This is a genomic window from Aeromonas sp. s13 (genome assembly GCF_040907905.1).
In the GTDB taxonomy this organism is placed as follows: domain Bacteria; phylum Pseudomonadota; class Gammaproteobacteria; order Enterobacterales; family Aeromonadaceae; genus Aeromonas; species Aeromonas veronii.
Genome location: NZ_JBFOCS010000069.1, coordinates 1 through 15296 on the forward strand (window position 1 = coordinate 1; position 15296 = coordinate 15296).

Annotated in this window: 13 protein-coding genes; 6 read left to right on the forward strand and 7 right to left on the reverse strand. The window is 59.3% G+C overall.

Translation table 11 applies throughout. The features are described 5' to 3' along the window. The 5 genes from AB5Y82_RS14100 to yciA all read left to right on the forward strand — a co-directional run. Positions 1-895: FAD-dependent oxidoreductase (locus AB5Y82_RS14100; protein ID WP_368174139.1), on the forward strand; the 895-nt coding region annotated here is incomplete at its 5' end. Next, positions 892-4467, forward strand: a complete 3576-nt coding sequence (gene nifJ / locus AB5Y82_RS14105; protein WP_368174140.1) for a pyruvate:ferredoxin (flavodoxin) oxidoreductase — start codon at positions 892-894, stop codon at positions 4465-4467. The genes AB5Y82_RS14100 and nifJ, both read left to right, overlap by 4 nt. A 270-nt stretch (positions 4468-4737) precedes the next feature. After that, positions 4738-5553, forward strand: coding sequence for an SH3 domain-containing protein (locus AB5Y82_RS14110; RefSeq protein WP_368174141.1), 816 nt, complete (start codon positions 4738-4740; stop codon positions 5551-5553). 250 nt (positions 5554-5803) lie between these two features. Further along, positions 5804-6622, forward strand: coding sequence for an NAD-dependent epimerase/dehydratase family protein (locus AB5Y82_RS14115; protein ID WP_159143452.1), 819 nt, complete (start codon positions 5804-5806; stop codon positions 6620-6622). 59 nt (positions 6623-6681) lie between these two features. Further along, a complete protein-coding gene (gene yciA, locus AB5Y82_RS14120; RefSeq protein WP_033113469.1) occupies positions 6682-7086 on the forward strand; it encodes an acyl-CoA thioester hydrolase YciA in 405 nt (134 codons plus the stop codon). On the opposite strand, the gene AB5Y82_RS14125 is transcribed toward yciA, so the two are convergent. Next, positions 7087-7311 (reverse strand): hypothetical protein, encoded by a 225-nt coding sequence (locus AB5Y82_RS14125; RefSeq protein ID WP_005337874.1) that lies wholly within the window; start codon positions 7309-7311, stop codon positions 7087-7089. Positions 7312-7416: 105 nt separating this feature from the next. On the opposite strand from AB5Y82_RS14125, the gene AB5Y82_RS14130 reads away from it, so the two are divergent. Beyond that, on the forward strand, positions 7417-8262 hold the full coding sequence (locus AB5Y82_RS14130; protein WP_159143453.1) for an endonuclease/exonuclease/phosphatase family protein: 846 nt from the start codon (positions 7417-7419) through the stop codon (positions 8260-8262). A 106-nt stretch (positions 8263-8368) separates the two neighbouring features. Here AB5Y82_RS14130 and AB5Y82_RS14135 read toward each other — a convergent pair whose 3' ends face one another. The 6 genes from AB5Y82_RS14135 to AB5Y82_RS14160 all read right to left on the reverse strand — a co-directional run bounded on the left by AB5Y82_RS14135 (position 8369) and on the right by AB5Y82_RS14160 (position 15191). Then, a complete protein-coding gene (locus AB5Y82_RS14135) occupies positions 8369-8665 on the reverse strand; it encodes a GrxA family glutaredoxin (RefSeq protein WP_224970215.1) in 297 nt (98 codons plus the stop codon). A gap of 94 nt (positions 8666-8759) precedes the next feature. Continuing rightward, positions 8760-10199 (reverse strand): D-alanyl-D-alanine carboxypeptidase/D-alanyl-D-alanine-endopeptidase, encoded by a 1440-nt coding sequence (dacB, locus tag AB5Y82_RS14140; protein ID WP_005350510.1) that lies wholly within the window; start codon positions 10197-10199, stop codon positions 8760-8762. 113 nt (positions 10200-10312) lie between these two features. Further along, on the reverse strand, positions 10313-12073 hold the full coding sequence (locus AB5Y82_RS14145) for a DEAD/DEAH box helicase (protein ID WP_111899651.1): 1761 nt from the start codon (positions 12071-12073) through the stop codon (positions 10313-10315). Positions 12074-12178: 105 nt separating this feature from the next. Then, complete coding sequence (locus AB5Y82_RS14150; protein ID WP_111899652.1) at positions 12179-13216, reverse strand: HlyD family secretion protein; 1038 nt, start codon at positions 13214-13216, stop codon at positions 12179-12181. Between the two features lie 3 nt (positions 13217-13219). Further along, the gene (locus tag AB5Y82_RS14155; protein WP_005344404.1) at positions 13220-13558 is read right to left on the reverse strand and encodes a DUF3302 domain-containing protein; all 339 of its coding nucleotides are present in this window, start codon (positions 13556-13558) and stop codon (positions 13220-13222) included. Between the two features lie 211 nt (positions 13559-13769). After that, positions 13770-15191 carry a carbon starvation protein A gene (locus AB5Y82_RS14160; protein ID WP_111899653.1) on the reverse strand — a complete coding sequence of 474 codons (1422 nt, stop codon included), beginning with the start codon at positions 15189-15191 and terminating at the stop codon, positions 13770-13772. Between the last annotated feature and the right edge of the window lie 105 nt (positions 15192-15296).

Sequence of the window (15296 nt, forward strand, 5' to 3'; positions counted from 1 at the left end):
CTTACCGCCCCCTAAACTGGGACGGCGGGTGGCCATCTACGGCGGCGGCAATACCGCCATGGATGCGGCCCGCACCGCCCGCCGTTTGGGCGTTGAAGAGGCAATGATCATCTACCGCCGCGACCGGGACCATATGCCGGCCCACGCCTTTGAAGCCGATGAGGCCGAGGAGGAGGGGATCAAGATCAACTGGCTGCGCAGCATCCGCCAGCTCGACAACGCCAGCATCGAAGTGGAGGTGATGGCGCTGGATGCCGAGGGCAAGCCGGTACCCACCGGCAAGTTTGAAACCCTCGAAGCGGATTCCCTGATCCTGGCGCTCGGTCAGGAGGTGGACTTGAGCGTGCTGGAGAGCATTCCCGGCGTGCGGGTCAACAAGGAAGGGGTCGTACAGGTGGCGGGCAACCTGATGACGGATGTGCCGGGTCTGTTTGCGGGCGGCGACATGGTGCCCTCCGAGCGCACCGTCACCATCGCCACCGGCCATGGCAAAAAGGCGGCGCGCCATATGGATGCCTGGCTGCGCGGTCGCCACTACCACAAGCCACTCTCTTACCCGCTGGTGGGGCCGGAGCAGTTGCAGCTCTGGTTCCAGACCCACGCCCCGGCCAGCAGCCAGCCGGTCAAACCGGCGTGGGCGCGGGACGACTTTGGCGAGATCATCGGCGGACTGGACGAGACGGCCGCCCGCTACGAGGCGGCGCGCTGCTACTCCTGCGGTAACTGCTTCGAGTGCGACGGCTGCTATGGCAGCTGCCCCGAGCAGGCCATCGCCAAGCTGGGGCCGGGCAAAGGCTATCAGGTGGATGCCGAGCGCTGCACCGGCTGCGGTGCCTGTCACGACCAGTGCCCTTGTCACGCCATCGAGCTGTGCCAACCGGAGGAGTCCCAATGAAACATGAACTGATCATGGTCGATGGCAACGAAGCCGCGGCCCGGGTGGCGTACCAGCTGAGCGAAGTGTGTGCCATCTACCCCATTACCCCGAGCTCGACCATGGCCGAACTGGCCGATGCCTGGGCTGCGGAAGGGCAGACCAACCTGTGGGGCAACATCCCCACCGTGGTGGAGATGCAGAGCGAAGGGGGGGCGGCCGGCACGGTACACGGTGCCCTGCAGGCGGGGGCGCTCGCCACCACCTTCACCGCCAGTCAGGGGCTGATGCTGATGCTGCCCAACATGTACAAGATCGCCGGTGAACTGACTTCGGCGGTGTTCCATGTGGCGGCCCGCTCGCTGGCGGCGCAGGGGCTCTCTATCTTTGGCGACCATCAGGATGTGATGGCGGCGCGCAGTACCGGCTTTGCCATGCTCGCCTCCGGCTCGGTGCAGGAGGCTCAGGATCTGGCGCTGGTCGCCCACAGCGTTACCCTGCAGTGCCGGGTGCCCTTCATCCACTTCTTCGACGGGTTCCGTACCTCCCACGAGGTGAACAAGATCACCGCCCTGCATCGGGATGAAATTCGCGCCCTGATCGACAACGACTGGGTGCGCGCCCACCGTGCGCGGGCGCTCAACCCGGATCATCCGGTGATGCGCGGCACCGCCCAGAACCCGGATACCTATTTCCAGTCCCGCGAGAGCGTCAACCCCTTCTACGAGGCGGTACCGGCCCGGGTGCAGCAGTGCATGGACAACCTGGGCGAGCTGACCGGCCGCCACTACCGGCTGGTGGAGTACCACGGCGCGCCTGATGCCACCGACGTCATCGTGCTGATGGGCTCGGGGGCGGCCACCGCCCGCACCACCGTGGATTGGCTCAACCGGCAGGATCGCAAGACAGGGGTACTGGTCATTCGCCTCTATCGCCCCTTCCCGGTACAGGCGCTGCTCGACGCGCTGCCGCAGAGCGTGCGGCGCATCGCCGTGCTGGATCGCACCAAGGAGCCGGGGGCGGGCGGCGAGCCGCTGCTGCTGGATGTGCAGAGCGCGCTGATCGATGGTTTGCAGCGCGGCCTTATCAAGCGGCTGCCCTGGCTCAGTGGCGGTCGCTATGGCCTCTCTTCCAAGGAGTTCACCCCCGCCATGTGCGCGGCCGTGTTCGAGGAGCTGGCATCCGATGCGCCACGCCCTCGCTTTACCGTGGGGATAGTGGATGACGTGTCGGGCCTCAGTCTGGCCTGGCACCCCATAGGCGATCTGGAGCCTGCCAGCCGGGTGCGGGCGCTCTTCTTCGGCCTTGGTGCCGACGGCACGGTGGGCGCCAACAAGAACAGCATCAAGATCATCGGCGAGCTGGAGGGCTTCCACGCGCAGGGTTACTTCGTCTACGACTCCAAGAAGTCTGGCTCGCGCACCGTCTCCCACCTGCGCTTTGGCCCCGAGCCCATCGATGCCCCCTGGCTTATCGAGCAGGCGAGCTTTATTGGCTGCCACCAGTGGGGTTTTGTCGAGTCGGTAGACCTGCTGGAGCACGCCGCCGAAGGGGCGACCCTGCTGCTCAATGCTCCCTATGAGCCTGAGCAGGTCTGGGCCGAGCTGCCCGAGCGGCTGCGCGCCCGCATCCGTGCCCTCGATATCCGCCTCTACTGCATCGATGGGGATCGGGTGGCCGAGCGCAACGGCATGGGCAATCGCATCAACACCATCATGCAGACCTGTTTCTTCGCGCTGGCTGGCATCTTGCCGCGGGATGAGGCGATTGCGCTGATCAAGGAGAGCATCGAGAAGAGCTATGCCCGCAAGGGGCCAGAAGTGGTTGAGCGCAACTTCGCGGCGGTGGACGACACCCTGGCCCACCTCCATCAGGTAGCCATCCCGGCCGGTGAGGAGCAGATCAGCGACTATCCGTTGCCGCTGGCTCCCGGCGGCAGCGAGTTTGTCCAGCGGGTCACTGGCGAGATGCTGGCGGGGCGCGGCGATCTGATCCCCGTCTCCATGCTGCCGGTGGATGGCACTTACCCCACTGCCACCAGCCGCTTCGAGAAGCGCGATATCGCCCGCGAGATCCCGATTTGGCATTCGGATATCTGCATCCAGTGCGGCAACTGCGTCTTTGTCTGCCCCCACGCGGCGCTGCGGGCCAAGTTCTACCATCAGGACTGGCTGGCGACGGCTCCCGAGGCCGCGCAGTCGGTGCCCGTCACCGCCAAGGGCTTCCCCGACAGCCGCTACACCTTGCAGCTCTATCCGGAAGATTGCACCGGCTGCGGTCAGTGCGTGCAGGCCTGTCCGGTGCGGGCCGGGGCCGATGAGGAACACGAGGGCGAGCGCGCCATCACCATGATGGACAAGGCGCCGCATCTGGCTGGCCAGAAGCAGGCGCTGCGCTGGTTCGAGAGCCTGCCCTGGCCTGCCCGCGAGCGGGTGGACTTCTCCACGGTGCGCGGTGCCCAGTTCCTCGAACCCCTGTTCGAGTTCTCCGGCGCCTGCGCTGGCTGTGGCGAGACCCCCTATCTCAAGCTGCTGACCCAGCTGTTTGGCGATCGCATGCTGGTGGCCAACGCCACCGGTTGCTCCTCCATCTATGGCGGCAACTTGCCGACCACCCCGTGGGCCAAGAATTGCGAAGGGAAGGGGCCAGCCTGGTCGAACTCATTGTTTGAGGACAACGCCGAGTTTGGCTTTGGTTTTCGTCTCACCGCCGATCAACATCACGGTCAGGCGGTGGCGGCCCTCGAAGCGATGAAGGGGGAGCTGGGCGCAGAGCTGGTCGATACCCTGATTAGCGCCCCGCAGCGGCTGGAGTCAGAGATCCGCGCCCAGCGCACCCGGGTGGCGCAAGTGCGCGAGCGGCTGGAAGAGGTGAAATCCGGCAAGGCCCGCGAGCTGCTGTCGCTTATCGATCAGCTGGTGCGCCGTTCGGTCTGGATCATCGGCGGCGATGGCTGGGCCTATGACATCGGCTCAGCGGGGCTCGATCATGTGCTCGCCTCCGGACGCGATGTGAACGTGCTGGTGATGGATACCGAGGTCTACTCCAACACTGGCGGCCAGATGTCGAAATCGACCCCGCTCGGTGCCGTCGCCAAGTTCGCGGCGGGAGGCAAGACGCTGGCCAAGAAGGATGTAGCGTTGCAGGCCATCTCCTACGGCAACGTCTATGTTGCCCGCATCGCCTTTGGTGCCAACCCGCAGCAGGCGCTGCAAGCCTTGCGTGAGGCGGAGGCCTATCCGGGCCCGTCGCTGATCATCGCTTACAGCCACTGCATCGCCCACGGTATCGATATGGAGTTTGGCCTGACCCAGCAAAAACGGGCCGTGGCCTCCGGTCACTGGCCGCTGATGCGTTACAACCCGGTGCTGCGCAGTGCGGGGCAGAACCCCTTCAGCCTCGACAGCCTGCGCCCATCGATCCCCCTCGCTGAATACCGACAGGAGGAGACCCGTTATCGGGTGCTGGCCCAGAGCCATCCGGAGGAGGCCGAACGGCTGATGCAGGTGGCACAAAAAGTGGCGTGGCAGAAGTGGGCCACCTACGAGGAGATGGCCACCCGCGAGGCCAGCCATTTCCATCCGCCGGTGTGAGGATGGGGGAAAATCAGTATGAAGAAGCGGGCCGGTGGCCCGCTTTTTGTGTGTATAAAAAGTGAGTTCTCTGTTGAGTAAATATATACATTTTTCCGAAATGAAATTTTAGTTTCATGTAGATAAGCATCATCGATAACGTATTGATAAAAATGAAATTTATGGATAATCTACGTGCAAGTAAAATTAAAGGAAACCTGAAAAGTGAGCAAGTATATGGAGGGTGTCGAAAAGGTTTATTCGTTATCGAATCAACCGTGGATGAAACAGATGGACAGAATTCAATCGATTCTAAATCCTGCATGGATGAAGGAACTTGAACGTATTAATGCTATTCAAAAGTCGATTCTTGGGCCTGAAGTTGCACAGCTTTCTCAAACCATAAATACATACAGCTCTAATCTGACTTGGTTGGATGGATTTTCCCAACTCGGGATACAAAAACACCTGAGGTCTATTGAGCGAAATTTTCCAGCGTTCAATAATATTACGCACCTCCCTAACGAGTTTATTTTGACTTTAAACTTGTTAAGGCAACATTATATTGTAGTTCAGAGAGGCGATTTAGATGATTGGTCAGCTCAATCAGTTGTACATGAAGAAGAGGCTGACATCTCTGGTGTTTTATGCGAAGTAAATGAGAAACTTAAAGAAAGTAGCTTGTCTCGAAGCTCAGTTTTGGTTGCGCTTCAGAAGCTTCCTAGTTTATTTAAATTAATTATCGTGTGTTTTATAAAAAATGTGATATTACCCTTGGCTGTTAGCATATATCTTCAACCTAAAGTTGAAGCTATGCTTAACGATAATAGTGCTCCTCGACGTGTTCAAACTAATGAGATTAAAAAAATCCCCCACCGCAATGGCGTAGATGTGACATCTCAAAACAGATTCATTTGTGGAGAAGAAGTTCGGTTGAGAGTTTCACCATCTATAAAATCAGAGATAATTACGACTTTGAATTTTGGGCAATCTGTATACGTTCTTGAAAAGAATCGTAGTTGGATAAAAGTTGCAATACCTCAAAAACAAGGTGAGGCGTTAGAAGGCTGGGTATTTACTGAATATACAAAACGCTTTAATAAATAGCACTAGCTAGCTGTACGAAATATAGCCACCCTATTTGTGGTAAAGTGTTCCATTGCCGATGTTGCTACATAAATATATGTTGTTGATGAATGGCAATAGAGTGGTGTGACAGCGAAAGTGATTTGGTGAAATATAAGAATAACAAATATTACCTACTCAACAATATTTATATATTAGCAGGCCAAGGCTTTCTTTTTATGCCAAGGCAGGTAAGCTGCGGGGCAAATAGCGTCAAGCAGGAGAAGGGACGATGACAGAACAACATATCGCCGGGACGATCGGCATTCTGGGGGCGGGGTGGCTGGGGCTGCCGCTGGCGCGGGCCCTGCTGGCGGCAGGCAAGCAGGTTGCTGTCACGGTCAGCAGCGCCGAGAAGGCAGCCCGTTTGCAGGGGGAGGGGATCAATGCCTATCCACTGACGATTTCTGCCCATATGTCGGATGCGTGGCCCATCCCCTGCGAATCGCTGGTTATCTGCGTACCGCCCAGCAAGACCGATGACTATCCGCAGGCGGTGGCAAAGGCCTGTCAGCTTGCCAAAGCGAGCGGCACCCGGCGGGTGCTGTTTGTCAGCGCCACCTCGGTATGGGGGGCGGGTCAAGAAGAGGGTGAGCAGCCCAAACCGCGTCATGCCCGTGGCGAGCGGATGCTGGCGGCGGAGCAGGCGGTGCTGGCGGCCGGTTTCGAGGTGGTGATGATAGTGCGCCCCTCCGGCCTTTATGGCCCGGATCGCCATCCCGGCCGTTTCCTCGCGGGCAAGACTCTGGATGGCGGCGCCCAGTCGGTCAATCTGGTTCATCTGGACGATGTGGTGGCGGCTTGCATCCTGCTGCTGGAGCGGGGCAAGGACGGGGATGTCTTCAACCTGAGTGCGCCGGTGCATCCGCGCCGCGAGCAGTTTTACCCCTTTGCGGCGCGTCAGCAGGGGCTGCCCGTGCCGGTCTTTATCGAGCCTGCCGGTGAATTTCAGCCCATCGACGGTCAGCTGATTTGCCAGCAGATGGGATTCAACTATCGCTGGCCCGATCCGGCCCACTGGTTTGCCGAGCTTGCCGCCTCGGGCAATTGAGGTTTGCCAAGGGGGTGATCGCCCCCTATCATGCCGCCATCCATGAGAGAGAGGCGGTAATGATGGTAGATACAAAACGTCACCCCGATGGGGAGTTGTTGCTGAGAACCCTGGCAATGCCAGCCGATACCAACCCCAATGGCGACATCTTTGGTGGCTGGATCATGTCCCAGATGGATATAGGTGGGGGCATTATGGCCAAGGAGCTGGCAAAAGGACGTATTTGTACCGTATCCGTCGAAGGCATGACCTTCCACAGTCCGGTCAAGGTGGGTGATGTGGTCTGCTGCTACGGCCGTTGCATGAAGATCGGCCGCAGCTCCATGAAGCTCAAGCTGGAGGTGTGGGTCAAGCCGGTACTGCGGGAAAACGACGCCCAGCGCTACTGTGTGACCGAGGGGATCTTCACCTATGTCGCCATCGACGAACACGGCAAATCCCGCCCGGTTCCGGTGAGTGCCTGATCAAATAAGCCGGGCGTTGATGATGGATATTTCCTGCTCAAGCCCGGTTTTTTGCCGTATCATGCGTTCCAGCATCTCCTCTGACCCTACATACTGAAGGGTGTCGAACAGACAGAGATCGCATTGAGGGTCACGTCTTATCTGGTAGACGGTGGCCAGCTCCACTTGATGACAGTTTCCTTGTTGATCATAAAACGTCACGTTGTACCGAAGTTCTTTCGCCATGAGACAGCGTCCTTCTGGTTGAGTGGAACAGGGACTATCAGCTTAGTCGGCGTTGATGACGTTTGTGATGGTCAAGATACAAAGCAAAGGCGGGCGGTTTAGCCGATGAAAAATAGTTATCGCATTCTTGGCACCTCCCTGCTGACCCTGGGGTTGGTAGGCTGTTTTGAGGTGCCGGATCAGAACCATCTGGTCACTGCTCAAGGGATTGTGCCGGGACTCGACTGCCAGCGTCCGCCGCTGGTAGCGTTGGCGACTACGGCGCTGCCCCGTGAATTCGGGGTGACGGTGTGGAATCTCTACAAGGGTCAGCGCAAAAACTGGCGTGAAGGGATGGACAGTTATGCCAAGGGGCAGGATCTGGTGCTGCTGCAAGAGTCGGCCACTCGTCCAGATATGCTCGACTGGCTGCGCGCCGGTGATTTCCAGTGGCAACAGCTGCAAGCCTTCACCCAGGGCGGCGTGTCGTTCGGGGTGATGACGGTGGCCAAGACCCCGCAGGCGTTCGTCTGTGGTGTGCGCTCCCCCGAGCCTTTGCTGCGTATCCCCAAATCCGGGCTGGTGAGCCTCTATCCGCTGCAGGGCGATCCTGACGGCGTGATGGTCATCAATATCCATGCGGTCAACTTCGAGCTGGGGATGGCTACCTTCCGCGAGCAGCTCAACGACCTGACTGCCTTGGTGCGCCGCCATCAGGGGCCGGTGATCCTGGCCGGTGATTTCAACACCTGGAGCGACAAGCGCCAGTTCTGGCTGAATAAATTGGTGGCCGAGCTGGGTCTGCAAGAGGCCGTGCCGGTGCCTGACCTGCGCCGTACCGCCTTCGGTCGCCCGCTGGATCACCTCTACTACCGCAATCTGGATTTGGTCGAGGTGAGTTCACCGGCCACCGACAGTTCGGATCACAACCCCATCATTGCGCGCTTTGCCGCCCAGTCTGTGACTCCCTGATCGGGGATGATGTGTGCGTGTTGCCCATACAAAAATCCGGCGCCTGATGGCGCCGGATTTTTTTACGCTCTGGCGGTCAACCCGCTCGGGATGACCCGCAGGCACATTACTGGTAGAGACCCAGATTCGCTTTGGCGTAGGCTTCGAAATCGGTGCAGCCACCGATGTGCTGCTCATCCAGGAAGATCTGCGGCACGGTATTGACCGGCTTGCCGGCGCTCTTGGCCAGATCTTCTTTGGTGATGCCTTCGGCATGGATATCCACGTAGCGGAATTTGAAGTCATCGCGCTGTTCGGTCAGCTGCTCGGCGATCTGTACGGCACGGACACAGTAGGGGCAACCCGGGCGACCAAAAATCACTGCAAACATATTTTCTCTCCGTTTTTTAAGCCGTTTTTGTATGGCCGTTGATATGAGGCAGGCAACAGCATAGCCCTGCCTCGTGGCGACTTGAAGCCGAAATTATCGATACCCTGATTCGAGTGGGCCTATTGGCTCAGCTCTCATCGGCGATCTGGATCGGCTGCTGCTGATAGATGCTCTCCAGCACCCCCTTCTCGAATACAGTCCAGGGCCACGGCGCCTTGCTGGCACGATAGCGCTCGTGGGTCGCCGGGTCTTGCGACAGGCCACGCTGGAACATCACGAACGCCTTGCGCTGGCCGCCTGCCGTGTCGATAAAGCCCACCAGATTGGAGGTGCCGGTGATGGTACCTGTCTTGGCATGTACCTTGTTCTTCATCATGGGGGCGGTGACGCTGCGGCGCCACGCCAGGGTGCCATCTACCTGAGAGCTTGGCAGCAGCTTGATCAGGCCAAGTTCGGCATCATTTTTCTGGATAAAGTTCAGCACCGACATCATCTGACGGGCGCTGATGAGATTGTGAGCGGAGAGACCGGAGCCGTCAGCCAGAGTGGCATTGCCCAGATCGATACCGTTCTTGGTCAGGATGGCGCGCACCGCCATGGTGCCGCTGCGATAGCTGCCCGGCTTGTTGTAGTAGTGACGGCCCACGGTTTTGAGGAAGGTGTCGGCGTAGAGGTTGTCCGATTTCTTCAGCATCTTGGCCAGCATCACCGGCAGGGAGACCGAGTAGTGGGTGCCGAGGGTCTCAGCCCCTTCAGGGGCCTTGTGGGTGACCCGCAGCAGGCCATCATGCTTGATACCGGCCCGGTTCATCGCCCAGCGGATATTGTCCCAGCCCCAGGCTTCCACGTCGTGAATGGCGAAACGCAGACCCTGCGGCTCCTTGTTCGGGGTGATGCAGCCCTTGAGCTCGTAGAAGTTGCCCTTGGCCATGTCCACTTCCAGTGCGCAGAACTGGCGCGCCATGTCGCCATAGCTCATCACTTCCACGTTGTCGGCACCGATGCCGATGGGCACGCCGGTAGCTACATTGCCCACCGCCGGTTTGCCAATCTGGGTGGCAGTGATGGTGCCGTAGGCGCAGTTCTTGTCGATGATGACTGAGGAGACGGGCGCTGCGAAGCAGAGGGTCTGATCCCCCCACGACCAGCCGTTGCCGCGCTCGTAGCCGTTGTAGGCGCCGGTGTTGACGTAGACATTGCCCTTAATGCTGGTGACGCCGAGCTGTTTGAACAGGGCCAGCAGATCCATGCGGGAGAGGGTGGGGTCGCCGACGAAGTTGATCCAGATATCGCCGTTGATGGTGTCACCCTGTTTGGCGCCCGGTTGGGCCTGAATGTCGGTGGCGAAGCGGAAGTCGGCACCCAGCTCGAGGCGGGCCGCCAGTGCGGTGAGCACCTTCATGGTGGAGGCGGGGGCGATCATCTGATCCGCGTGGCGGGCGAACTCGACGCCGTTATTGCCCTGCACCATGATGGCGTACTGGCCACCCTGAGGGGGCGTCAGCGGGGCGGCATGAGCCGCCAGAGAAGAAAAGAGAGCACAAAAACCAATCAACAGCCGCTGCATAACATCCTCTAACGTGACGAAGGGCCCGGCAGTGGTGCCGACCCTGATAATTCAACCAGCCGATGCGGGATCGACGGGGGTAATGCAATTCATGCCATGTATGCCGGTCGCCATCATGCCATCGAGTTGGCGGTACGATAGCGACCCTCATAATCAAAAATTTTCTCTTTTATCTGCCAGAAGCGACCCGATTTGCGGGCGATGACAAAATCCGGATGACGGAACTGGCTTTCTGCCGCCAGCACGCTCGCCAGGGTGGCAAATTCGGGCTCCAGCCCCGGGGCGGGCCAATGATGACGCACAAAGTGCTGTTGAAACAAGCGCCGTGCGCCCGGGGAGTGAAATCCGAAGTATTCATTGAGGGTCAACCCATCCTCATCGTGATAGGTTACCTCCAGCCGCTCCCCCTGTTTGCCGCGCCCGGCGGTGAGGGTTAGCCCGGCGCAGCGGATCACCATGCAATCCTTAAGATTGAGCGCCTCTTTGAGCTTGTCGTCAGGGTCCACCAGCAGCTGATCGCAGCTCTGGCAGCGGCGGGCGGCGATGTCGTTCTCCGCGCCACAGCCGGGGCAGATCTTGGCGCGAAAGCGGTAGTCACACTCTTCACGGTTGCCCTCATCATCTTCGAACAGGCCCTGACAGCGGCGGCCATAGTGCTCGATCACCTTGCCATCCTCGTCTGTCTTGCCCCAGAAGGTGTTGGCAAAGCCGCAGGCGGGGCAGGGCACTTGCACCGGTTCGGTGCCGGCGTGGGGGCGAGGCTCCCCCACTTCGGGGGCAAACAGGTTGAAGTTGTTGCCGGCGTAGTCGAGCACCAGACAATCCTCCTTGCCCGGCGAGAGGCGCAAGCCCCGCCCGACGATCTGCTGATAGAGCGAGACCGACTCGGTAGGTCTGAGCATCACGATAAGGTCGACATGGGGGGCGTCGAAGCCGGTGGTGAGCACCGCCACGTTGACCAGAAACTTGAGCTCGCGCGCCTTGAAGGCGTTGATGAGGGCATCGCGCTCCGGCCCCGGTGTCTCGCCGGTGATAAGGGCCGCCTGCTGGCCTCTGGCGCCAAGCAGGCCGTGAATTTCGCGGGCATGTTCGACGGTGGCGGCGAAGATCATCACCCCCTGCCGGTCGGCGGCATACTCCAGCACCTGACTCAGGATATGGGGTGTAACACGCTCCTGCCGCTTGAGCTCGCCGTTGAGATCCGCCTCGCTAAAGAGGCCATTCTCCCGCGCCACCAGCTTGCTGAAGTCGTAGTGGACGATGGGGGCATCCACCATGCGCGGCGGCGTCAGGTAGCCGTTTTTCACCATAAAACGCAAGGGCAGCTCGAACACGCAGTCGCCGAACAGCCGCTCGCCGTGGCTTTTGACCATGCCGTGGTAGTGGCGCCGGTAGATCCAGCCCAGCCCGAGTCGATAGGGGGTGGCGGTGAGACCGAGGATCTTGAGGGCCGGATTGGCGGACTTGAGATGGTCGATCACCTGATGGTACTGGCTGTCATCATCGAGCGAGACCCGATGGCACTCGTCGATGATGAGCAGCGAGAAGGCGCTGTCGAATGCATCCAGATTGCGGGCAACCGACTGCACCGAGCCAAACACCACCTGGGCGCTCGCCTCCTTGCGATCCAGACCGGCGGCGAAGATGTCTGCCTTGAGCTCCCACGCCTCGTACTTGGCGTGGTTCTGCTCCACCAGCTCCTTGACGTGGGCCAGCACCAGCACCCGGCCGCGCGCTTTGCGGGCCAGCTCGGCAATCACCAGACTCTTGCCGGCCCCGGTGGGCAGCACCACCGCGGCGGGATCCGGGTGTTTGCGAAAGTGGTTGATCACGGCGTTGACGGCGTCGGTCTGATAGGGTCTGAGAACGAACATGCAGGTTTGGCGCAGGGGCTTGGCAGGATGGCGCCATTATAGGGATCTTGCCGCCACAAAAACAGCGGGCCGGCATGATGCCGGCCCGTTGAATACATTGTGTGCTTAGTGGAAGGGAAAGAGGTAGTTCATCCAGCTTGCCATGCGCAGCAGCACTTTGCGCATCACAGAAACATGGTGGAAATACTCGGTATAGACAGCGGCTTGTCCGCTGGCACCGGCAATCACCTGATACTTGGCCCACTCGGGGTCGGTGATGGAGATGAGCACCGGCATGCGGCCCGGGCGGATAGCGCTGGTCTGATCCAGCAGCATAGCGTTGGCCTGCACGTTACCGGCGGCAATGGCCGGGATCACGGCGGTCACCTTGCCCTTGAAGATCTTGCCGGGAATACCGTCTATCACCACTTCGGCCTCATCACCCACCGCCAGACGCTGCATGCTGTTCTGCCAGAACCAGCCTACATAGGCAGTCTCATCTTTGTGGATGAAGGTCATCACCGGACGGTACATAAACGGGGTGGCGATCATGCCTGGACGCAGGGCAAGCTGCACCACATGGCCATCGCTCGGGGCATAGACCACGGTCTGGGCCAGCTGGTATTTGGCTTCATCGAGCTGGGCCTGCAGATCTTCCAGCATGGCGCGTTGCTGATCCATCTGGGCTGCGATTTCGTCTACGCTCGCCTGAGTCACGTCGAGGTCACGCTGCTTGCCGACGCCACGGCGCATCAGGTCACTGGCGCGATCTCTGTCCAGTTTGGCGGAGCGCAGTCTGGCATCGATCGACTTGAGTTGATCCTTGTTGGCATCGAGCCGTGCAGTCAGGCTTTCCACCTTCAGCTTGAAGGGCTCATCATCAAGGCGAAACAGCACATCGCCCTTCTTCACCGGCTGGTTGGCTTGCACCGGCACCTCGACTACCCGGCCCTTGACCAGCGGTACGATAGGGGTGGAGAGGTAGTAGTTGCGCGCCATCTCGGAGTAGGGGTGGTTGTAGTTCATCAGCATGATGAGGGTGCCGATGAGCACCACACCCCCCAGCGCGGCAGTCGGAACAGTCCACTTGTTGAGCGGGATGCGGAAGATTTTGAAAATGGCTACACAGAGTGCCGTATAGGTCAGGATCAGTAGCAGGTCCATGATTTATCCCTGTTGCTCTTGCTGTTCGATATGGTTGAGACGGCCCTTCAGTTCAGCCAGCTCTTCTCTGAGGGCCGCGATATCATCTTCATCTTTTTGCAGGCGCTGGTTAAAGCCCCAGCCGCGATCGGGGCGATAGATGGTTGCCCAGATCCAGAGGAAAGGCCACAACACATGCAGGGTGAAGAGACTGACCCAGCCGGCAACATGGATGGCATCCTGATGGGGATGATTGCGATGTTTGGCGATTTCGTAAGGAATATCGTGGATCACGATGATTCCGTAGAAGATGACCAGCGCGACAAAGACGAGCAGGCCAAGGGCAAAGTAATCAAGGAACATGTATAACCTCCACTGGCTTTAAGCACAGCTTTATCATTGATTCATATATTCGGGAAAGCAATTTAAAATCACATATTTATCGTCAGGTCGCACGGAATCTTAAGGGCTTGTGCTGTATAGGAGCTTAAGAGAATAACGAGTTGTATTATTGGTTTTTTTATCAATTTAAAAGGGGCCTTTTGGCCCCTTTTTTACCACCTCAAGTCAGACATCACCCTTCACTGGGATTGCTAACCAGTGGTTGGCGGAACTTCATCAGGAAGGCCACGGTAATGGCCGCCGTTGCAGCCAAGCCGATGATGGTGGAGGTCCCCATCTCCAGCCCGAACCCGATGGGGGCGTTGGCCAGATAGGTGATCACCACAGCGGTCATGAACATGGCGGGAATGGTGCAGATCCAGTGCAGCTTGCCCTCTTTGATGAGGTAGGCAGCCGCAGCCCACAACATGATGACGGCAGTGGTCTGGTTGGCCCAGCCGAAGTAGCGCCAGATCACCCCGAATTCAGCCTTGGAGATGATAAAACCAAGGATAAACATGGGGATGGCGATCAGCAGACGTTTGGCCAGCGGCTTCTGGGTCATCTTCAGGAAGTCCGCCACGATCAGGCGAGCACTGCGAAACGCGGTGTCACCGGAGGTGATGGGCAGGATCACCACGCCGAGGATGGCCAGAATGCCGCCGACTGTGCCGAGCAGGCTGGTGGAGACTTCGTGTACCACGGCTGCCGGACCGCCGTTGGCCATGGTGGCGTTGAGTGCTTCGGTGCTGTCGTAGAAGGAGAGACCCAGGGTGCACCAGATAAGGGCGATGATCCCTTCACCGATCATTGCGCCGTAGAAGATGAAGCGGCCGGATTTTTCGTTCTGCATGCAGCGCGCCATCAGTGGTGACTGGGTGGCGTGGAAGCCCGATACCGCACCACAGGCGATGGTGATGAAGAGCAGCGGCCAGAGCGGCAGCTCGGTCGGGTGCAAGTTGGAGAAGTCCATCCCGGTGTTGTAGAAGCCTTTGCCGGAGACGATCAGGCCAACGATGAGGCCGACCGACATGAAGACCAGCAGGGCGCCGAAGATGGGGTAGAAGCGACCGATGATCTTGTCGATGGGGACTATGGTCGCGAGGATGTAGTAGGCAAAAATCGCCACAATCCAGTAGACCAGATCGGTGGAGGTGAGGTTGGCGAGCAGCCCTGCCGGGCTCAGCACGAATACCACGCCCACCAGCATCAGCAGCACCACGGCAAACAGGTTCATGAAGTGCTTGGCGGCGGTGCCCAGATGCTCACCGACCACGGTTGGCACCGAGGCCCCCTTGGCGCGTACCGACAGCATACCGGAGAAGTAGTCATGTACCGCACCGGCGAAGATGCAACCGAAGACGATCCAGAGCATGGCGACCGGGCCGTAGAGGGCACCCAGGATGGGGCCGAAGATGGGGCCGACGCCTGCGATGTTGAGCAGTTGAACCAGATAGACTTTCTTGTCCGACATGGGGACATAGTCCACCCCGTCAGCCATGGTGATGGCGGGGGTTTTCAGCTCGGGTTTCGGGCTGAATATCCGTTCGATGAATTTGCCGTATATGAAGTAGCCGGCCACAAGTAAGCCGACACAGAGGAAGAACCAGATCATTGCTACGCTCCTGCATTGTTATTTTTTAGTGTGCAGAGCGAGTCTAAAACGGTTGCGCCTGACTGGCAGGTGAAACTCCCCGAGCGGCGCTTTGGCGCGCCGAGC

Excerpts from the sequence above, each read along its gene's own strand:
- nifJ (WP_368174140.1), top strand. The coding sequence starts at position 892 with ATGAAACATGAACTGATCATGGTCGATGGCAACGAAGCCGCGGCCCGG.
- AB5Y82_RS14110 (WP_368174141.1), top strand. The coding sequence starts at position 4,738 with ATGGACAGAATTCAATCGATTCTAAATCCTGCATGGATGAAGGAACTT.
- AB5Y82_RS14115 (WP_159143452.1), top strand. The coding sequence starts at position 5,804 with ATGACAGAACAACATATCGCCGGGACGATCGGCATTCTGGGGGCGGGG.
- yciA (WP_033113469.1), top strand. The coding sequence starts at position 6,682 with ATGATGGTAGATACAAAACGTCACCCCGATGGGGAGTTGTTGCTGAGA.
- AB5Y82_RS14125 (WP_005337874.1), bottom strand. The coding sequence starts at position 7,311 with ATGGCGAAAGAACTTCGGTACAACGTGACGTTTTATGATCAACAAGGA.
- AB5Y82_RS14130 (WP_159143453.1), top strand. The coding sequence starts at position 7,417 with ATGAAAAATAGTTATCGCATTCTTGGCACCTCCCTGCTGACCCTGGGG.
- dacB (WP_005350510.1), bottom strand. The coding sequence starts at position 10,199 with ATGCAGCGGCTGTTGATTGGTTTTTGTGCTCTCTTTTCTTCTCTGGCG.
- AB5Y82_RS14145 (WP_111899651.1), bottom strand. The coding sequence starts at position 12,073 with ATGTTCGTTCTCAGACCCTATCAGACCGACGCCGTCAACGCCGTGATC.
- AB5Y82_RS14150 (WP_111899652.1), bottom strand. The coding sequence starts at position 13,216 with ATGGACCTGCTACTGATCCTGACCTATACGGCACTCTGTGTAGCCATT.
- AB5Y82_RS14155 (WP_005344404.1), bottom strand. The coding sequence starts at position 13,558 with ATGTTCCTTGATTACTTTGCCCTTGGCCTGCTCGTCTTTGTCGCGCTG.
- AB5Y82_RS14160 (WP_111899653.1), bottom strand. The coding sequence starts at position 15,191 with ATGATCTGGTTCTTCCTCTGTGTCGGCTTACTTGTGGCCGGCTACTTC.